Annotated in this window: 18 protein-coding genes and 1 pseudogene; 3 read left to right on the forward strand and 16 right to left on the reverse strand. The window is 43.2% G+C overall.

Annotation, left to right across the window (positions count from 1 at the left end; translation table 11 throughout):
- Positions 1–122: pseudogene (locus F0251_RS24685) on the reverse strand (regulator); the annotation flags it as partial.
- Positions 123–1293: 1171 nt separating this feature from the next.
- On the opposite strand from F0251_RS24685, the gene F0251_RS17410 reads away from it, so the two are divergent.
- The gene (locus F0251_RS17410; protein ID WP_171731467.1) at positions 1294–2559 is read left to right on the forward strand and encodes a GGDEF domain-containing protein; all 1266 of its coding nucleotides are present in this window, start codon (positions 1294–1296) and stop codon (positions 2557–2559) included.
- 701 nt (positions 2560–3260) lie between these two features.
- Here the strand turns inward: F0251_RS17410 and F0251_RS17415 are convergent.
- The 9 genes from F0251_RS17415 to F0251_RS17455 form a co-directional block, all read right to left on the reverse strand.
- Entirely contained in the window at positions 3261–3413 is a 153-nt protein-coding gene (locus F0251_RS17415; protein ID WP_008224757.1) for a YoaH family protein, read from the reverse strand.
- 41 nt (positions 3414–3454) lie between these two features.
- On the reverse strand, positions 3455–4603 hold the full coding sequence (locus F0251_RS17420; RefSeq protein ID WP_171731468.1) for a conjugal transfer protein TraF: 1149 nt from the start codon (positions 4601–4603) through the stop codon (positions 3455–3457).
- Between the two features lie 50 nt (positions 4604–4653).
- Entirely contained in the window at positions 4654–5541 is an 888-nt protein-coding gene (locus F0251_RS17425; protein ID WP_105058206.1) for a DUF2861 family protein, read from the reverse strand.
- A complete protein-coding gene (gene vxrB, locus F0251_RS17430; protein WP_061030933.1) occupies positions 5541–6200 on the reverse strand; it encodes a response regulator transcription factor VxrB in 660 nt (219 codons plus the stop codon). The genes F0251_RS17425 and vxrB overlap by 1 nt, the downstream gene beginning before the upstream one ends.
- Complete coding sequence (vxrA, locus tag F0251_RS17435; RefSeq protein ID WP_061031335.1) at positions 6175–7647, reverse strand: sensor histidine kinase VxrA; 1473 nt, start codon at positions 7645–7647, stop codon at positions 6175–6177. Before vxrA ends, vxrB begins: the two co-directional genes overlap by 26 nt.
- Positions 7648–7923: 276 nt before the next feature.
- Positions 7924–9321 carry a Re/Si-specific NAD(P)(+) transhydrogenase subunit beta gene (pntB, locus tag F0251_RS17440; protein WP_061030932.1) on the reverse strand — a complete coding sequence of 466 codons (1398 nt, stop codon included), beginning with the start codon at positions 9319–9321 and terminating at the stop codon, positions 7924–7926.
- Between the two features lie 10 nt (positions 9322–9331).
- Positions 9332–10879 (reverse strand): Re/Si-specific NAD(P)(+) transhydrogenase subunit alpha, encoded by a 1548-nt coding sequence (gene pntA / locus F0251_RS17445; RefSeq protein WP_061030931.1) that lies wholly within the window; start codon positions 10877–10879, stop codon positions 9332–9334.
- Positions 10880–11270: 391 nt separating this feature from the next.
- On the reverse strand, positions 11271–11552 hold the full coding sequence (locus F0251_RS17450) for an HlyU family transcriptional regulator (protein WP_105058207.1): 282 nt from the start codon (positions 11550–11552) through the stop codon (positions 11271–11273).
- Between the two features lie 39 nt (positions 11553–11591).
- Positions 11592–11960: a late competence development ComFB family protein gene (locus tag F0251_RS17455; RefSeq protein ID WP_008224142.1), complete on the reverse strand. Its 369-nt coding sequence runs from the start codon at positions 11958–11960 to the stop codon at positions 11592–11594.
- Between the two features lie 395 nt (positions 11961–12355).
- On the opposite strand from F0251_RS17455, the gene F0251_RS17460 reads away from it, so the two are divergent.
- On the forward strand, positions 12356–13597 hold the full coding sequence (locus F0251_RS17460) for a GGDEF domain-containing protein (RefSeq protein ID WP_171731469.1): 1242 nt from the start codon (positions 12356–12358) through the stop codon (positions 13595–13597).
- A gap of 95 nt (positions 13598–13692) precedes the next feature.
- Here F0251_RS17460 and F0251_RS17465 read toward each other — a convergent pair whose 3' ends face one another.
- Both F0251_RS17465 and F0251_RS17470 read right to left on the reverse strand, forming a co-directional pair.
- Positions 13693–14703 (reverse strand): Solitary outer membrane autotransporter beta-barrel domain, encoded by a 1011-nt coding sequence (locus F0251_RS17465; protein WP_105058209.1) that lies wholly within the window; start codon positions 14701–14703, stop codon positions 13693–13695.
- An 81-nt stretch (positions 14704–14784) separates the two neighbouring features.
- Positions 14785–15753: a diguanylate cyclase gene (locus tag F0251_RS17470; protein ID WP_171731495.1), complete on the reverse strand. Its 969-nt coding sequence runs from the start codon at positions 15751–15753 to the stop codon at positions 14785–14787.
- A gap of 131 nt (positions 15754–15884) precedes the next feature.
- Between F0251_RS17470 and F0251_RS17475 the strand changes: the two genes are divergently transcribed.
- Complete coding sequence (locus F0251_RS17475; RefSeq protein WP_008224132.1) at positions 15885–16322, forward strand: DUF3069 domain-containing protein; 438 nt, start codon at positions 15885–15887, stop codon at positions 16320–16322.
- A 319-nt stretch (positions 16323–16641) separates the two neighbouring features.
- Here the strand turns inward: F0251_RS17475 and modC are convergent, their stop codons facing one another.
- The 4 genes from modC to F0251_RS17495 are packed head-to-tail and all read right to left on the reverse strand — an operon-like array spanning position 16642 to position 20707.
- Complete coding sequence (gene modC, locus F0251_RS17480; RefSeq protein WP_171731470.1) at positions 16642–17748, reverse strand: molybdenum ABC transporter ATP-binding protein ModC; 1107 nt, start codon at positions 17746–17748, stop codon at positions 16642–16644.
- On the reverse strand, positions 17745–18443 hold the full coding sequence (gene modB / locus F0251_RS17485) for a molybdate ABC transporter permease subunit (RefSeq protein WP_061030927.1): 699 nt from the start codon (positions 18441–18443) through the stop codon (positions 17745–17747). The genes modC and modB overlap by 4 nt, the downstream gene beginning before the upstream one ends.
- A complete protein-coding gene (gene modA / locus F0251_RS17490; protein WP_105058211.1) occupies positions 18444–19202 on the reverse strand; it encodes a molybdate ABC transporter substrate-binding protein in 759 nt (252 codons plus the stop codon). It abuts the gene before it with no gap.
- A gap of 5 nt (positions 19203–19207) precedes the next feature.
- Complete coding sequence (locus F0251_RS17495) at positions 19208–20707, reverse strand: cobyric acid synthase (RefSeq protein ID WP_061030925.1); 1500 nt, start codon at positions 20705–20707, stop codon at positions 19208–19210.
- Positions 20708–20902: the final 195 nt, after the last annotated feature.

Genomic DNA, 20902 nt, shown 5'->3' on the forward strand with positions numbered 1-20902 from the left:
TCTTCCTTGGTCATTTGGCACTCTAACTCTCGAAAAATGTAATTCTTACTCATTTCGCGATACTTCAATGATAAAACCTCTAAATACAAGAGGTTGCACTGATTCAAGGAGGTATGCACGATTGAACATAAGCAGACATAATACGCAGTGATGGACATTGAAATCTGGGAGACTTATTAGCCTTATCCCTGGCATATTTTACATACGCGCTGCTTAATTTCATTCGTTTAAGCACTTTTGGATTTGGATACACGTTAGCTCCATATAATTCACTCTATTTTCATTACGCCAGTAAAACAACCTTATAGGCTCTAAACCCAGCGCACCTGTTCAAGTCGCCTTTAACACAGTTTCTAATGTTAGAACCATTGCATTACTTTGTTCACGAAACAGAAATTCTCATCTGATGTTAACCACTGAATTTTAAAAACGTTCAATTCCTCCTAACTTACAACAATGGCTAAAGATTCCTGTGTGTTAACTTTGTAAGTTATCCTGCTGTTGTGCTTTCAGATTTCACATACACGAATGCTTCAACTACATAACAAAATCTACGTACTTAATTTTATCCATTGTGATGCAATGCTTCCTGCGCTTGGTTGCTTCAAGCTTTAACAGCGAAGACGCCTATACCAAAGCTATCTACGAGCACATTTGAGTCTATAGGTTTGAGCACACTCTTTGGCAAACTGCGCTTCGTAGTACCCGTGCCTATGAACCTGTGGAGACTTAAGATCTTTAACCTAGCCATTACCAGATCTCGTGTATCACTAGCTATTAGCTCTAAGTTCAACGTGACCAGCGATCAAATCTACAAAAATCGGGCTCCGATCGTGTATAGCGCCAACAATTCAGGTGTTTGTTTAGTGGTTATTTTCATACGTTCTACTTACTCACTAAAGTCACACACCTTAAAAGTGACAGTGCAACATTTCTTTAATTAGAACTAATGAACAGTTTGCTGATGGCCCGCTACTTGGCGAGCTTATAAAGGACGTAGATTCGCTCTAATCACGACGAACAAATCCACTTAAAATTTAACTGTGTATTTATACAGTTAAATTTATCTGCCCGTAAAAACGGTACTTACTGAGTAAATTACATTCAAAATCAATGCTCTGCGTTCAATTTTTAAACTTCATCTTGGTCTAATGGCGCAGTTTCCTGTATAACCGTCACTTCTAGAACAGTTTTAGAGGTAGCAATTCCAGCAATGCTAATACTCTAATCTTCGATTACGCCAACTCTAAGGCATTGCGTATTAGGTTCGAATCACGTGTACGGATTAACATCATGAGCGACAAAGCATTCCGCAAACTCAACATATTTCTCTCAATTTTTTGCCTAGCAATCACCCTATTGTCGCTACTCTCTTTTGATAAGATTATGAACAAGAGCTATGTCATTGAAGCAGACAAATACCCTACACGGGTTAACACAGATAGCATTCATAATGGCGACACAATTGGCTCATTACACAGTTCAAAAGATGGAATTGAGTTACAGTGTGACTTTAAGAGAACCTACAGCAAGCCATTCTGTGAAGTTGAATTCGTGCTATCTACAGAAGGCAAAGGGTTAGATCTCTCCACGTATGATTCGGTATCCATAAACATGGAATACGAAGGACAAGAGAACCCTAGGTTTCGCTTTTACATTCGCAACTACGACAAGGGTTACAGTGTTAAGGGCGATGCAATGTCGAATAAGTTCAATCGCTTAGACTTTTCGCTACCCGATGCAAGCCACATCGACTTGGACTACTTCAATGTCCCATTCTGGTGGATTGATCATTATAAACGCCCTGTTTCTGATAGCGCGGTAGACATCACGAACGCAGTATCAGTTGAACTCGGTCTTGGTGCTAGCACGCTCGAAGGGCATCACTCAATTAAGATCTCTAGTATTGCCTTCCACGGTAAAATCATCAGCAAGGCTTTACTCGGTGAACTCTTAGTTGGGCTATGGGTAATATATGCCGTCTACTATGTCTGCTGTGCTCTACATATCGCTCGACGAAACAAAAGGCGCTTAGCACAGCAACAACGCCATCTAACCCAAGAGATTGAAGAGTTAAAGGTAAAGGCCACAACAGATCCGTTGACTGGCTGCAGAAACAGAACCGAAGCGCTAGATACCTTCTATGATTTCGAATGGTTAGCACAACAAGGAAAAATGATTCACGTCGCGTTGTTTGACTTAGACCATTTCAAGCAGATTAACGACCAGCATGGCCATGAAGTTGGTGATAAGGTTCTCATCCAATTTGTTACTACCGCAAATGAAACACTTGGCGAGCATTATTTGCTTTATCGCTGGGGTGGTGAGGAGTTTCTACTCGTTTGCCTAGAACAAACAACGCTACAGTGTCACGAATCAATCGATAACTTGTACCTTGCAATGGACACAAAGGTATGGCCGAACGCGCTGACTGTCACAGCTTCTACTGGTATCACACAGCTTAAGCAGAATGAGTCGATACGTTCTGCAATTAAACGTGCAGACAAAGCGCTGTATGAAGCAAAGAATAACGGACGAAACCAAGTCGTGACGTTTTGATTCCACCTCTTCGTTTTTCACCTGCGCGTCTCTAAGTACCTGTAAGATTGCGCCCAGCCAGCTAAGTCCCTTAATGCTCGCCGCTTTTGCATGGCAAGTCTTCGAATCTACCTGCTCACTCTAGTGGCTGTGAATCAACTTGTTTTAAGTTCAAGCCACACACTTAAATAAATCACTATCCACCTCAACACAAACCTTGTATTTTCCGCACTAAATCCCCCTCAGCTAATGCGTTCTGCTGCACTTGAAGTATGCGTATTTAAGCCTAAACAGCGATAGATGGACAGATCTGTCGCTGGGTATCTTAATATCGGTGCTTGTAACGAACACTCCCACACTCAAACCACAAAACCTTACTCATTAGGCTTACCCTAATCTATTCGCTAATTGAAGTCACAGCGTCACGATCGTTGAAAAAGCTCGAATATTGAACAACTTACGCCTAGTGACATAAATGCTGACACCAAAAGTGCCAGTTGTTTAACTTTCAGATCCTGTTGTAATTTAATTACAGTTAGGAACCCAAAAAAGCCCTTAAAGTTGATTACTCTGATGTAACTTACTGAATAAACTTAACTTAAGCGTTTTGGATAGGTCAAAACTGAGGACGAATAAAGTGTTGGTATGAACGAGAGAATATACTAGAGGGTAATATATTTAGTTATAGTGCATTAGATGGGTAAAAAAGAAGGGCCAATGCCCTACTCTTCTTTATTACTCATTTCTTCACGAATTTGCTCAGCAACGATTTTGATAGCTTGTGCTGTGCTGACACCTTGGGTCATCATTTCTTGAATTCGCTCAACAGCTTTCTGTTGCTCTTCGTGAGAAAGGGTTGGTAAGTCGTTTAGCATGCTCTGCTCCTTTGTTTAGGAGCAGAACTATATAAGGACTGTTAGTAACTAGCAAGGAAATTGATAGATGCACCCATTGCATTTTCGTTTGTGTAGTTAGCACTTAGATCTAACTGAAACAAATTAAGAGGCGACAAACCGATACCCGCTGTGATGGTCCCTTCTGAATCAGAGTAAGCGAGGTTCTTGTAGTACCCTGCCCTTAGCTGTATTTGACGCAATAGGTCAACTTCAGTACCGACACGAATCATCTGCTCATTGTCTTCAAACGAAGTAAACTTTTCAGTTTCATTCAAATCGTAATCGACACTTAACGAGAAGTAGTCAGACACGATACCAGCACCAACGGTATAAACTGGCTCAAGCTGATAAGCGTATTTACCACCAACTTGGTGAGTGGCACCACTTGTGCTGCTAGTTAACGTTCGGGTTGTATCTTTCGTCTCAATATCTCTTGAGAACAAGTTGGTCGCAGCAACACCTACTCGGAACGGTCCGAAGAACCAAAGCGCACCTGCATCCATGTTAAATGCAGTTTCACCATTGCTGTTTTCTCTTACGTCAGAGAGATCGTAATCATTAACCGATGCAATGTAGTTGTATGTGTAGATGCGTTGAATCTTAGGAGTAATACCAAAAGAGATGTGTTGGCCTATAAAGGTTTGGTATTTAGCAAGAGAAAGGCCAACTTCAGCTACACCAATTGAAACCGCTTCAACGGTAGACAACTCAACTTTGTCCGTATCGGAACCCGTTGTGTAAACATCAGGTGTCGCAAAAGATTCTGTGTAGGCTTTAGCAAATAGGTTTGCAGCAACAAATTGGTTAGGTAGCGCGAACGCCACAACACCACCAAGCTCTACGTTCGCCTGGTTACCATCAAGTTTGTTAAGAGCGGCATCTAAGTCTGCAGTATTTGAAGCGTCAATGACACTATCGATATTCGATTTCATATCGTTAGGATCATTATAATTACCACCAAAGCTAGGCGTAATCATACCCATATCATCATTGCGACGGTAAATGGCAACCAATGCTGGGTTATAGAATGGAGCGGTTAGGAAGTTTGCAGAAACAACACCAACACCACCCATTGCATCACCACGCGCTTCAATGGCGTAGTTTGCTGCTGAAATAGGAAGACTGGCGAATGCAATTGACGCTGCGAGTAGTTTAGTAGTTTTTTTCATGCCGTTTATCTTTGTTAGATCCCTTACATAGTTAACGGCACAATTTTAAATTACTTTAACTCTTCTTCGCTAGAAATATCATAAGTTTTACTGATAGTTTGTGCTTGTTCTATCGCTATGTCACCTTGCCAACGCGAATGCACCATAGAAACCGCCAGAACATAACGGTCATTGGGCAGATCTTCGCCTGTCAGATTCATCGGGTAATCCGATTCATAGCTCTTACCCCACACTTGTTCATAGTGCTCGTCGACATAATCGTACAAACCGATTTCTAGCTTAGGAAGCGGACAGTATGGGTTAAGCAGGTCTTTCTTATCTATTCGCCACGTATCTTTTGATGCCCAGCGTACTTGCTGACGCATGGCAACTTCACCCAAAATGATCCATGTGCTCCAAGAGTTACCCCCTTCGCCCTTCACGTTCAGGCGATACAAGCCAGAATCGAGCTGTGACGCTAAGTTATAGCGCTTGCGGTACAAACTGACCGAGGCGTTGTTAACCACTTCGCTTTCTTTCGTAAACTCGCTATCGGAAGAAACGACTTTATCTACCCACTTTTCGAAGGTGATGTTTTGGATTTCTTGTTCAGATTCGACATCAATTGAAACCCGAAATGTGTCTCGACCTGGGCTTTGGATGATGTGTCTCTTAACAACAACCGAGCTAATCCAGTCCGGTAGCGTTTTCTTAGTGAGGGTTTTACCACAATCTTTATTCAACGCTTGGTCGAACAGTTCATTGAGGTGCTCTTCTCGAGATTGAGAAACATTGATTTGCCAAACTTCCACTAGAGAATCAAACATCTGCGGTAGATCATTATCCAACAAATGTTTATGCACTTGAGTGAGAGCATCGCTGCTCTTAAACCAATCTGTGGCGTACGCGGTGTTAACCACGCTCGTCAATATTAATAGTGGAAGTAAGGCTTTTTTCATTACGCTTTCATCTTGTAGCCAACGCCACGTAGCGTTTCGATCTCTAGACCTGGCAGTTTCTGTCTTAACTGAAGAACGTGCGTGTCTACTGTACGTGTTGTTGGGAAGTGGTTGTAACCCCAAACGTGGTCAAGCAGTTCGTCGCGTGTAAATACACGGCCAAGATTGCTTGCCAAGAACAGCAGAAGATCAAACTCAGTACGTGTTAACGTGACTTCTTGCTCATTGAAAAACACTTCACGTGTTGCCTTGTCGATAACAAGGTTTTGAGCGATAACTTTTGACGCGTCTTGCTCTTCAGCATCTGGTAGGCGAAGTTGAGCACGGATACGAGCAAACAACTCTGCTTCTGCGAATGGCTTCGTTAGGTAGTCGTTAGCGCCTGAATCTAGGCCCGCTACTTTGTCTTTTACCGTAACCAGTGCAGTCAGCAAGATTACAGGAATATCTTTCTTTTTCTTCCAGCTTGGAAGTGAGTCTACTGAGTCACCATCAGGAAGTTGACGGTCTAGAATAACTAGATCCGCTTGTTCCCAATAGCCTTCAACTTCAGAGATCAGTTCAGCATGTAAACATTCATACCCAGCTTGCTCAAGGCTAACTAATAGGCCATCAGCTAAATTTTTATCATCTTCAACGAGAAGCAATGTCTGTTTCACAAGGTATCTCCAAAATAAATGTTGTCGGGGGGCCGATTAGCGTCATGTGACCGCCCATTTTTCCGACCATAGATTCTACTATCGTCAGACCTAAACCAAGTCCACTCTTACTAACGAATGGCTTTCTTAGTTGCCCCCAGTCTTTGCGGGACAAGTCTCCATTATCTATAACTTTGAATGTCAGCTTCTTGTCAGAAGTATTCAGTTCTAGTATCACTGGTGCGACACCGTATTTAACAGCGTTCCTGATCAGGTTATCGATACAGGTTCCTAACCAATATACGTTCACTTTTGCAGCGATATCTTGGTTGATGCGCAGTTCAATTCCCGGCGCAAAATCTTCTTCAACTTTGTACTCTAACCACTCTTGGACACTTGGCACCCACTCAGTCGCGAGTGGTTGGTTGTCCGACTGTAGGTAGTCTTTACTTGCTTCTGCTAGCTGCCTTAAACGACGCGTGTCTTCACACAGTCGACGGAACTCATCATATACCGATTCAGGTAAGTGTTCGAACTCACGTCTGAAGCCTTCAACGGTCAATGATAAGCTCGCAATCGGTGTTCTCAGTTCGTGCGTTAAGATCTGAAGAACCAACATACGACTCTTCAATTCCTGTTTCTTACTGTTCCAACGGTATATCGCCCAACCTAGCACAAGCATGATGTTGGCAATCACCAAGATGAACATTGCGACCTGAAGCAGTTCAGAGTGATCTTCAATTTCCCAACACACATTACCACGTTGGACGAAACAGCTCTTACCTTCTGAAGATAAGCTGAACGACAGCCCTGCTAACGTCGCGTTTTCATGCCAGTCAGACTCTTTGTATAGGTAATATCTGTCGCCCCGTTTGACCCACATTTCATCAAGTTCAACAAACATGCTTGCACCAGCCAGAAGCGCGGTAATGGCTTCATTGTCCATCTGCTGCAAACGAGATAGCAGTTCATCGTGTTCAGTATTTGGACGCTCTTGGATGTGCATAAAGCGTTTTAGCGCATCGAACTTTTCTGGGTATTTCTCAACGTAACGTGCTGCATAAGAGCCACCACCTGGGTGAATCAGACCGCTACGGCTAAACCAACGATCAGATAGCTTGGTCCCTTTACACATCGCACGTGTAAACACCAAAGGCTCCGTTATTAATGGGCTTAACGGCAACTTACCGCTACAGGTTTTTGATAACTGGTATAAGCGTTGAATATCTTTTAATGGGTACTCTGCTGTTTGCGGCAGCATTGAAGAAGGCGTGATCAAACGCGTCGGATAATCAGCCTGAAGCAATCGAATATCATAAGATTCGATTGCCGTTTCATGATCAAATAGTTTGGTGAAATTATCGATACGCTCAGGCAAAGAATCAGCAAACGCGTTTACTGATACTGATAACGTAGCGATAAGAAGAGTAAATGTTCTTTTGATGATCACAAACCAGCGCAAATTCATATAGATCAAACAAATATATACCATTCGCTTTCAAAGATAAATTTTAACCGCATGAAAAACAGCAAGAATGACGACTAACTGTCATTAAATTGACTTGATTGCGCTCAAAGCGAGCGGATGTACTAGTCTAACGCATTAGAGCTAAGCCATTTCATCGTCGCTATGGGAAGCAATTAGTGCGCTCATATTCTCTCGCATTCGCACTATTTCCCCCACTCTGTGGGCACAAAAAAGGAGCTCAATTGAGCTCCTTACTTTTGTTTCTAGAACCGACCTCTATAGGTGCTCTAGAATACCTAGACAGCTTTGTTTAGCATCGCCAAACAGCATCTGTGTATTGTCTTTAAAGAACAATGGGTTTTGTACGCCTGCGTAACCCGTGTTCATAGAACGCTTGAACACGATAACGTTTTGAGCGTTCCAAACTTCAAGCACTGGCATGCCAGCGATTGGGCTGTTTGGATCTTCCAGAGCTGCTGGGTTTACGGTGTCATTCGCACCAATAACCAATACAGTATCTGTCTCGTCAAAGTCATCATTGATCTCGTCCATTTCAAGAACGATATCGTAAGGGACTTTTGCTTCAGCAAGCAGTACATTCATGTGACCCGGTAACCTACCGGCTACTGGGTGGATACCAAAGCGAACGTTTACGCCTTGTGCACGCAACTTTTCAGTAATTTCATGCACTGGGTACTGAGCTTGAGCTACTGCCATGCCGTATCCAGGAGTGATGATTACTGACTTAGAGTTCTTAAGCATGTCAGCCACGTCTTCCGCTGAAGTTTCACGGTGTTCACCTTGATCTTCATCGCCTTCAGACACTTGTACTTCCTGACCGAAACCACCAGCAATAACACTAATGAACGAGCGGTTCATTGCTTTACACATGATGTAAGACAGAATCGCACCCGACGAACCAACCAGTGCACCAGTTACGATAAGCAGGTCGTTTGCAAGCATGAAACCTGCCGCCGCAGCAGCCCAACCAGAGTACGAGTTCAACATAGAAACAACCACTGGCATATCTGCACCGCCGATCGACGCCACTAAGTGGTAACCGAATGCGAACGCGATAAGTGTCATCACCATCAGTGCGAACATGCTGCCATCTGCTTTAACGAACATGATCATAAGTAGTGTTGAAACCACGATAGCCGCTAGGTTCCATTTGTGCTTGTGAGGAATGTTCAGTGCAGACGAAGAGATAACGCCGCGAAGCTTACCAAACGCAACAATCGAACCTGTGAACGTCACAGCACCGATAAATACGCCAAGGAACACTTCCACTAGGTGGATAACGTGCTCTGCATGAATATCAGCAGGGTTAAGTGACACAGCCGCCGGTGGATCGATGTAGCTGTTGTAACCCACAAGTACCGCTGCCATACCTACGAAGCTGTGCAGAATTGCCACCAGCTCTGGCATTTCAGTCATTTCTACTTTTCTTGCGTAGTGGATACCAATACCACCACCGATCACCATTGCAATGATGATCCACACAATACCTGCAGAGTGAGGGCCAAAGATCGTCGCGATCAACGCGATTGCCATACCCGTGATACCGTAATAGTTACCTGCACGTGCAGATTCCTGCTTCGATAATCCAGCCAAGCTCATAATAAAGAATACAGCAGCAACAATATAAGCTGCTTGTACTAATCCTTCAGACATCTGTTACTCCTTAGTCTTTACGGAACATTTCAAGCATACGTTTGGTCACGGTAAAGCCACCAAAGATATTGATACTTGCAATTAAAACGGCAATAAACGATAGGAAAGTCACGACGCCGCTTCCCTGTCCAATCTGTAATAGCGCACCCACCACAATGATCCCTGAAATCGCGTTCGTTACAGACATCAAAGGCGTATGAAGAGAATGGCTAACATTCCAAACTACGTAATAACCCACCACACAAGCGAGAACAAAAACGGTAAAGTGAGATAAGAACGCAGCAGGAGCCACCGAAGCTATCCAAGCGAATGCACCAACCGCGATTGCCATACCTGCCGCTTTTTTAACTGGAGAAGTAGGCTCTTCAACTTTTGGCTCAGGTTTCGTTGCTTTTGGCTTAGCCTGTTGAGGTTGAGCAGAAACTTGAATTGGTGGAGCTGGCCAAGTGACTTCGCCCTCTTTAACGACTGTGACACCACGAAGTACAACATCTTCAAAGTCGATATTGATGTTACCGTCTTTCTCTTTGCAAAGTAGTTTCAGTAAGTTCACTAGGTTAGTCGCGTACAGTTGGGAAGACTGAGTAGGTAGACGACCAACCATATCGGTGTAACCGACAACCTTCACACCATTCGCTGTTGTGATCACTTGATCCGCAACCGTGTATTCACAGTTACCACCATTTGCTGCCGCAAGGTCCACAATTACGCTACCTGGGCTCATGCTATCGACCATCTCTTTGGTGATAAGTTTAGGCGCAGGACGACCCGGAATTAGTGCTGTAGTAATAATGATATCAACGTCTTTTGCTTGAGCCGCGTAAAGCTCTTCCGCTTTCTTGTTGAACGCGTCAGACATCTCTTTTGCGTAGCCATCACCAGCGCCTGTATCTTCCTGAAAATCCACTTCCAAGAACTCAGCGCCCATCGACTCCACTTGCTCTTTAACTTCAGGACGAACATCGAATGAACGAACAATGGCACCTAAACTACCAGCTGCACCAATTGCCGCCAAGCCAGCAACACCCGCACCAGCAACCAGTACTTTCGCTGGTGGAACTTTACCTGCCGCTGTAATTTGACCCGTGAAGAATCGACCAAATTCATGCGCCGCTTCAACAACAGCACGATAACCCGCGATATTGGCCATAGAACTTAGTGCATCGAGCGCTTGAGCTCTTGAAATACGAGGCACAGAGTCCATTGCCATCACATTAATGTTACGGCTCGACAGCTGCTCCATTAATTCCGGGTTTTGAGCCGGCCAAATAAAGCTGACCAATGTTGCGCCATCTTTAAGTAGGTCGATTTCATTCTTAGTATCATCAACGATTGGAGCGTTAACTTTAAAGATAATATCGGATTTCCAAGCTTCATCTGCGCTTACAACTTTTGCACCAGCTTGTTCGTAAGCTGAATCTTCAAAACTTGCTAGCGCACCTGCTTGTGATTCAACACAAACTTCAAATCCTAACTTTAGAAGCTGTTCGACCGATTTCGGCGATGCAGCGACTCGCGTTTCACCAGCGAGCGTTTCTCTTGGTACACCTATCAACAAATTAGACTCCTTGTGTATCAATTTGTGATTATTATTCTTACCAAAGGCAAATTAAAGAGATCGTAAGCGCACTTGGCTACACCAATTTGCATAGCGATACTTTAACAATTGGTACAATGACTTATTCGTTTGTATCTAACGACAACTAATACTTCAAGCGTTTTGTTCAAAGAACAGGAAAAGTTATTACTTATAACGATTTGGATGGAATTTGAGCACTTAATTTAGATAAATGATGCCCCTCTCGAATAAAGAGGTCAAACCACTTGCCAATAATCCTTTTAATAACAACCGACTAGCTGCTCTTTGTCCCTAAAACTAAAAAGAGCTTTCAGCATATACACTGAAAGCTCTCTAAATTATGACTAGCATCAAATCTAACCCTAATTGGTTAGCTAAATATGCTATCGCCCATTTGGTCGATGAACATTTGCGACTTCTTGAGCATCAATTCGTTGGCGTCTTCTTTGTTTGAAACAACATCTGAACGAATAAAACGATGACTTTTAATCTCACCATCAATTTCTTTCTCGATACGCCCGGCAACACGGTATTGACCAGATTCAGCAATGGCATCTTGATAGATATTGAACCCTCTATATTCGACTGGCTCAATCTCTACTTTTTGTTCGGTTTTTTCTTTGCCACCAAATAATCTAGAAAAGAATCCCACGTTTTTTACTCCTTAAATGACGTTACTGATACTAACCTATCATGACTGTTTACGGTTCAACAATGGCTTTTCATACCATTGCAATTCTACGTCATCATCAAAATTGTGTTGACTGAAGATCACGGGCACATTGTCCTTACGATCGCGTCGTCTGTCGTCAATAATCATACTTTCTGCATTTTTGACCGCGATCTCACTATTCCTTTTGTACAGAACCAATTTATCTTCTGGTAAGGCCGAAAGGAAATCGATATCAAAGCGAATATAGATAGGTTTTAACTGACCTAATGCTAAACATGCGAGATCAGCCAACTGCTCGTTTGTATAACTAGACACGTATTCTTCGGTAGACAATACATGGCCCACCAGCGTCTCCATATAGTTATGTACATCCACACTAATTTGCATACTACACCTCCGTTTGTAGCTCTATGTAAGATCTAATCTTCAACCTTGTCTTAGACGTTATGCCAACCTGGTTGGTTTTGGCTGTTAAAGCATTATATCGGTCAATTTTAAAACAAATATTAAACCGTTTTAAAATCGAATATGCCCCTTAAGCATTAACCACATAGGTTTTGTTAAGTATCTATAACGACTAATAAATTTCTCATATATACTGTGTAGTTCGTTCTGTAGTTAATAGCAACCTGAATACATATAAAAGCGGTTGCACCAATAGCGACCTATGACTATGTTTTCACTCTCGTTTAAGCAAAATGCTTGGCAATCGCTTGTTTAACCGTATCCTACGTATAGTATTAATTAATAAGATCATCATTATAGTTAGGCTCACCACATAAATGGCATCTTCTTTTGTAACGTCGAGCATGTTTCGATTTTGCTTCCCTTTACTCCTTCTAGCAATTTTACTTGCAGGTATGAACAACGTCATTCTGGTGACGGATTCAAACTTAGGGTTTGCTAGCAACCTTCCGTATATTCTATTAAGCGTTGCGGTATTGCTATGCCATACATTCAGGCAAGGGCGCATGGCCATGGTGTCAGTGACCATGCTTGTCGCCTATCTTGTAATCCAAGTTCGTTTGCAAACCCCGTTAAATACCGGAACGACTCTATTAGAGCTCTCTCTACTTGCGGCATTAGTGCCTGTCACCTGCCTACTTGTGTACGCCTTCCCAGATACAGGCGTGAATTCTAAGTCAATGTTCTTGTATGCTCTGGTATTGGTGTTATTTGTGGTTTGGGCGCAACTTATCGTTTCTCATTTTCATGCCGGAGGTTTTGAATCATGGAGCGAAGGTATCCTCTTCACCGTCAGAGACTTTTCTAAACTGCCTTTCGTTTTAGTCTTATATAGTCTGTGTTTATTGGGTTTAACTGCGATTTTGGTTCTGGTCTACAACCGTTCAATCGATGTGGTTGTGTATAGTGCAATCCTGCTGGCGTCGAGTACCTTTATCTTTTTCGATGTTCAGTACATATCGAGCACAATGTTTTCTTTGTCAGGCACTTTAATCATTGTTTATGTGATGTCTGCTAGCCACGATATGGCATTTAATGACCAACTGACAAACATTCCAGGGCGTCACGCCTTAGAAGTCGATATGAAGCATCTAGGGCGCAAGTATTCAATGGCGATGGTCGATATCGACCACTTTAAGAAGTTCAATGACACGTACGGGCACGACATTGGCGATGACGTGTTGAAATTAGTGGCGAGCATCTTAAAAGAGACGACAGGTGGCGCTCGAGCTTATCGTTATGGTGGAGAGGAATTCACGATCATCTTCAAAGGTAAACATACCGAACAAGTCAAAGAACACCTTCAATCGCTCGTTTCACAAGTGCACGACTACGATATGACAATTCGTAACACAAAAGAGCGACCTGATGATCATGATGAAGGCATCAAAAAGCGTGGTAAAAATGGTCAAGCATCTGAAATTGTCAATGTGTCAGTGAGTATTGGATTGGCAGACAGTACAACCACCAAGCACCCTGAAGAAGTATTGAAGCTTGCCGATCAAGCATTGTACAAAGCCAAAAAGACGGGCCGAAACAAACTCTGTATTCATAGCTAAAAAAACAAAAGCCAAGCTCTATACGTGCTTGGCTATGATTCTTTGGTTAATTAGATATTTGGTGCTAAATGCAGTTCGCTTTAAACAGCAAGCAACTAGTCTTGGTTGAAGAACAGAACGAGGCTACCACCTTTTAAGCTACTCCCGTAGTTGATCGTAAAACCGATGCCTACATTATCAACCCATTCATTGAATAAGTTGGGGTTCAGCAACCAACCTACACTACCCTCATAATACGAGGTCGTCCCCATCGACTCCACGGTGTCCCCACCGATATCAATTCTTCTAATGCTCGAATACATCGATGTAATGTTTTTATCCCAACGCACGAGATCGTAGAAGATCTTAGCTTCGTTAGCGATATACCAACCTTCCGGGTTCCCTACATCACCGTTGTTAGCTTCTCCCCAACCAACACCATTAAAATAGTGCCAACTGGTACTCAGTTTGTATCTCCCCCAATGATTTTTATCTTCAAAAATCAGCTTAATTTTCGGCTCTATGATATATGCCCACGCATCTGTGTTGTAATAAAGTCCATCCAATTGGTCCTGAATAGGCTCAAGTAGTGACGAGCGGTATTCAAAGTCGTTGCGATAATAAGAGATATGATTACCAATACCTGAATGAAAGCTCCAGTACTCATTTAATTGAGAGACATTAGCAAACTCGACGTAACCAGAAACCACAGACTCTTTTTGATAATCGCTTTTTATCGTCGCTGCATATTCAACGTCGTTCTCGATACGCAATGCTGATAAGCGCAACGTTATCTCTTGATGGTTGCCTTCAATGTATTTGGGCAGCTCAAAGGTGTAAGGAAGACTGAGAGATGTAATGTTTTGACGGCGACTTACCGAATCATTCGAGCCAATATCTTCATTGTCTAAACTAAAAACTTCATTTGGATCGAAGTTATTAATACCAAAAGTAAAAACATCGGTATCGTTGAGTAATACACTGGTGGCAAAACGCTGCTCTAGCTCCTTGCGAAATGCGTCTGACAAAACGTTGGCTGAAACCGTAGGAGAGGTAATCAAACAAAGCGCAGGGACAATCAGTGTCCAACGCGAATTAGCCATAGAAAATGACTTTGATTGTGGCATGTCGTTTATCACTTAAAACACTTCCTAGTTCAAACGCTACTAGGATTATAAATTCAAATTACTAAAAGAGCTCAACAGCTATCATGTGTGCTCTAAAATGTTGCGCTGGATATAGGTGTTTCTACCGCTTTGTTTTGCTTGATAAAGCGCTTGGTCGACCTTCTCATAGATGGAGGCCAAAGACTCATCGCCATTAGGCACAAACGACAACACCCCTTGTGACGCTGTCACTCTGTCTGAAATCGTAGAATACTCATGTGCGTAGTTCATATCATAAAGCGCTTCTTTGATACGAATCGCCTGCTGTTCTGCAGCATCACTGTCGGTATCACTCAAGATAAGCACAAACTCTTCACCGCCATAACGGCCGACAAACTCTCCAGCTCTCACAAACAGTACCTTTAGGGTATTAGCAAGGCCTTGTAAGCACTTATCTCCTTGAATGTGCCCGTAATTATCGTTGTAAGGCTTAAAGAAGTCTACATCGAGTAGAATCACCGTCATGGATATATTACGTCTTCCGTGCCACGCAATGCTCTCTTCAAGCTTAGTATCCATATATCGACGGTTGTACAATTTGGTGAGGCCATCTTCATTGGCTTGCTGTTGCAGGAGGATGTTGAGCTCTTCTAACTTGGCGGTACTTTGCTTCAGCTCACGCCTCATGTAGGCGATGCGCTGCATGGCAATCAGTTTAGAATTGAGTACGACTTTATTTACCGGCTTGATCAAATAGTCGTCACCACCCGCATCAATGGCCTTAGCTATCATCTCAGGCTCTTCGTGACCGCTCAGAAAGATAATAGGTACCCATTCAGGGAATCGTTCACGGATCTCGTTCGCTACTTCGAAGCCATCCATTTCAGGCATACTAATATCAAGCAAGACGAGCTCTGGATCAAAACCAGAATAAACGTTCAGGGCTTCTTTACCGCTGCCGACAGCTTCAACAATATGACCTAATTGTTTTAGTCGAATAGCAAGTTGCATTCTGTCTAGCTGAACATCGTCAACCAGCAATATGCGCATCGAAGATCCCTTTTCTATCATCGCATCACCTTTATCGAGTGTTGAATATTCAAAGTAGCTCATTTTTGGGCTTAAATCATGCCCTAATCTCTATATTATATTGACTTTTTTACAGATCTTTTTAGCATTGTTTCTTTTTAAAGAGAAATACTATGTCAGACGCTACAAACACAGAGCAACAAGAAATCGATTTAACCACAATCTCTCCTGAACTTCGCCAAGTTATCGAATTTGATGAAGTGCCAAAAGAGATGCACTTTATGGTTACTTCTATTCATGAAGTGTCTGAAGAAGCAGTACGCGAAGCTTGGGACAGCCTGCCAGCAAGCGCACAAAATGTTTTGGACAACTTCGAACAGTTCCACGCTCTAATCACGGTTAGCCAAGCTTTCGCTGGTGTTAACGTGATGGAAGAGTTCCCTACTCTTAAACTTCCAGAAGGCATGACTGACGAAGAAAAAGAAGAGTACCGCGCTCAACTACTAGACCAAGTTCTACACAACTGTGTAAAAGACATGGTTAAACAAATCAAGAAAGCTCGTCGTGATGCTATCTTGAAGCGTGATTTTAAAGAAGTTTTCACTAAATAAGCCATTGCTCAACCTTAGATTAGGTTGAACGCAAACAGTGATACTGATGCTAAGCCGCCTGTTGCTTTAAACAAGCGGCTTTTTTATACCCACTGCTTTTTCTATTGGTCGCTTATCTGCGATTCATCAATACTTCACGCCGCTCTTGTGCTGTGCAAATAATATGACTTTGCACTCATACAGTGTGGCTCAAAACCGAAGTTTATACCGTATAAAAATGACGCATGTTCCCACTCATGGAATCAAGATCGAGTTTTACCTAATCTAAAGCCAATATCTTCTAAACAAGAACTCCAAAGCAGACAAGTCGCGTTAACTTTTAATGAGTAACGGCAATGTCTCTTTGAGCTACACTCACGCCCTTAATCTGGGCAAATACTTGCTGGCCGACTTTAAGGCCAAGCTCATCCAATGCCCAAGATGTAATGGTTGCCCATAGATAACAGCCAGGCTCCAATTCCAACTCAACCGCCACACTCTGCTTATTGCTCCCTTGTTGATGCGTCTCTACGCTTTTAATCGACACAGGAAGAATGTTACGGATTGAAGTGCCTTTTGGCTCCTCTAGCGTGATCGAGACATCATTTGCCCTAACCTGAAGCCTTACGGTAGCCCCAATCTCACTCGACACTTTCTGAACCCACAAAGACGTAGACTTTCCGAGCATTAAACGAGACAAAGCGTAATCGTCGTTGTGCTCTGCCAGTTTCGCTTCAAACAGTGAGCTTTGCTCTGAGAAAGACTGCCAAGGCTGCATCGCACGTGACGCCCATACCTGTTCGGTCACACCAGACGACACTACCTTACCTTGGTCAATGATGACCAAGTGATTCGCCAATCGTAAGATTTCGTTGAGGCTGTGAGTGACGTAAATAATCGGAATTTGTACGGTCTCGGATAAGTTCTCCAGAAACGGCATCACTTCACGCTTTCTAGGTAAATCAAGAGATGCCAATGGCTCATCCATCAACAAAATGCTTGGCTTAGATAACAGAGCTCGGCCAATTGCCACACGCTGCTTCTCTCCGCCAGATAAACTAGCCGGATAACGATCTAGCAACGAGTTTAATAAAAGCAGAGACACGATCTGATCAAAGTGCGCTTTATCTGTGCCTTTAACACCGTATTTAAGATTCGCCGATACCTTCATATGAGGGAACAATCGTGACTCTTGAAACACATAGCCCACATTGCGCTTATGCGTTGGCAAGTTAATCCCTTGTACACTGTCGAACAAGGTTGTCCCCGACACACTGATCAAACCTTTATCTGGCTGTTTAAGGCCACTAATGGCATTGATTAAAGAGGTTTTACCCGCCCCAGAGCGACCAAAGATCGCCGTGATACCACGGCTTGGCAGTTCTAAGTCGATATCGAAGAAGGTTTCACCAAGCTGCTGTTGGTATTGGAGGATCAAAGCACTCATGCATTACCTCCCAAGCGTTGTGCCGACTTTCTGTTTAACCATTCAGACAACATCAATGAACCTAGCGCTATCACAATAGAAATTGCACACAGGCGTGCGGCTTCCATTTCAGCACCTGGAGTTTCAATAAAGGTATACATAGCCAGTGGAATGGTTTGAGTTTCACCCGGGATATTGGATACAAAGCTGATCGTAGCACCAAACTCACCAAGGCTTCGCGCAAATGAAAGCATGGTTCCCGTAATGATCCCAGGGATCATTAAAGGCAAGGTGATAGTAAAGAATACTCTGACTGGTGAAGCGCCTAATGTGGCGGCCGCCTCTTCCAATTTACTGTCGACCGTTTCTAAGCTTAAACGAATTGAACGAACCATTAATGGCAGTGCTACTACGACACAGGCTAATGCCGCGCCTTTCCAACTAAAGCTGAATACGATACCAAACACCTCATTCAGCCAAGAGCCGATAATGCCTTGTCTACCCATCATCACCAGCAACAAATAGCCAATCACCACTGGAGGCAACACCAAAGGTAGGTGAACAATACTCTCTAGAATGCTTTTTCCCACAAACTGCTTTTTTGCAAGCAGCCACGCGAGGCCAATCCCGATTGGGATCAGCCATAGGATAGCAAATCCAGCCACTTTCAAGCTAAGCATTAAAGCTTGGTATTCGTATTCCGATAGGTACATCATTTAACGCACTTCAAAACCAAAACTGTTCAAAATGTCCTTCGCTTGCTCGCTACTAAGGAAAGTATAGAACTCCTGAGCAACCGCTTGGTCACTCAGTTTCGCTACAGGGTAACGTATTGGTGTATGCAAATCTACCGGGAACGTCGATACAAGACTCACTTCCTTAGATAATAGCGCATCCGTTTTGTAAACAATACCGAGCTTAGCTTCATTGCGCTCTACCAATGCCAATGCCATACGAACGTTATTACTTGGTGCTAATCGTGTCTTGACCTCATCCCAAACAGCCAGTTTTTCTAGCGCTTCTTTCGCATAGATACCAGCAGGAACCGACATGGTGTTGCCAACTGCAAGCCTTTCATTATCAAGAAGTTTAGACCACTGCTCACCTTTTGAAATATCAAATGAAATTGAATCTTCCTTTGGAGAGATTAGCACAAGCTCGTTCTCACAAAGATTTGTGACATTGTCACTAGAAACATAGTTTCGATCGACAAGATGAGTCATCCATTTTTCATTTGCCGAGATAAAGATGTCTGCTGGTGCACCTCTTTCGATCTGTCGTACCAATGAAGATGTGCTGGCATAGACAGGAATAACGTCAACAGAATGGTTTTTCTCAAACTCTTCAACTAACAGATTCACCGCATTAGTCATAGATGATGCCGCATAGACACGGAGTTTCTCGGCAGCCAAAGCATGAGCAGGACTCAATGAGGTGGTTAACGCTACCGCTAAAAGAATGACTAGTTTTTTCATTGCTCTCACTTATCTGTTGTTCTTTTAATTTCTTGGTCAGTTTGTTTCAGCTCAGGCCAAAGCAGGTCAAGATTTAAGTGCTCTTCGATGGCATCGGCGATTCGATTAATACCCAACTCTTTCAGTTGTTCGTGGTCAATCGCTGCTACTTCATTAGCACCTGCCCATTCACAAATCAGGGATAACGCATCGCTGTTATCCAATACACCGTGCAAGTAGGTACCAAATATCGAGTTGTCTGAGTTTATCGCGCCATCAAGGTTGCCAGATTCTAACTGAACCGGTAATGCTATTTCATTGACATCAGTCCTACCTACGTGAATTTCATACCCTTTTACTGGTGCTGACTTTCCATTTAGGCTTAAATTCCCAAACACGTTCGTTAACGTTTTCTGTTGCGTTAACGTGGTTTCAGCATCAAGGTACCCTAACCCTTCACTGCTTCCCGGCTCGCCTTCAACGCCATCAGGATCGTGGATAAGATTACCGAGCATCTGATAACCACCACATATGCCCATCACTTTGCCACCTAAACGCAGGTGACGCTGAATGTCTTTGTCCCAACCTTGCTGCTTCAAATAATCCAAATCGGCTCTTACTGACTTAGTACCCGGTAAGATGATCAAATCAGCGTTGTTCAAACGCTCACCTTTACCGACGTAACGAAGATCAATTGAAGGATTAAGTCTCAACGCATCAAAGTCCGTATGGTTGCTGATTCGTGTTAGAACAGGTACCACGACTTTTAGCTTAGCCTCTCCATCGGATTCTTGAGCGGAGGTAATGGCATCTTCAGCTTCCAAATTAAAGCCATGCAGATATGGCAACACACCTATTACAGGCTTGCCCGTTTTCTCTTCTAGCCAATCAAGGCCCGACTGAAGCAGCGCGATATCGCCTCTAAAACGGTTAATCACAAACCCTTTTACACGAGCTTGTTCAGATTCAGATAACAGAGCTAATGTGCCATACAGGTGCGCAAATACACCACCACGGTCAATATCAGCCACAATAATCACTGGGATATCTGCCTTTTCAGCGAATCCCATGTTCGCGATATCATTCTCGCGAAGGTTGATTTCTGCAGGACTTCCCGCCCCTTCGATCATCACGCTTTCGTATTCATCCAAAAGTCGATCAAAAGAATCGATTACTGTATTCATCGCGACTTTCTTATAATCATGGTAGCCCGTAGCCTCCATGTTACTTAATGCGCGCCCTTGCAGAATCACTTGAGCGCCAGTATCAGAATTGGGTTTAAGCAATACAGGGTTCATGTGCACTGAAGGTTCAATATTACAAGCTTGTGCCTGAACGGCTTGAGCGCGGCCAATTTCGCCGCCGTCTTTGGTCACGGCACTATTCAAAGCCATGTTCTGTGGCTTAAAAGGTGCCACTTTAATGCCTTTCCTAGCCAAAACACGGCATAAACCTGCCACCAATACACTTTTTCCGGCATCTGATGTGGTTCCCTGAACCATAAGGGCGTTCAATGGTGCTCGCATTCGTACTTAAATCCTTAATTTCTCAGCCCGCAGGCAATACTTCTCTTTAACCATCTTAACGTCATTGGCGACTCGATGCTCAATAAAATGAATGGAAAATGAATGTGTTACTCACTCTAGATTCAAACCGAGTGTTGTTTAATAGCCTCATCGAAACAAAACGTTTCAACTAACAAACAACATTAAGGGATTCAC

This window comes from Vibrio sp. 070316B (assembly GCF_013114115.1).
Lineage (GTDB): Bacteria > Pseudomonadota > Gammaproteobacteria > Enterobacterales > Vibrionaceae > Vibrio > Vibrio chagasii_B.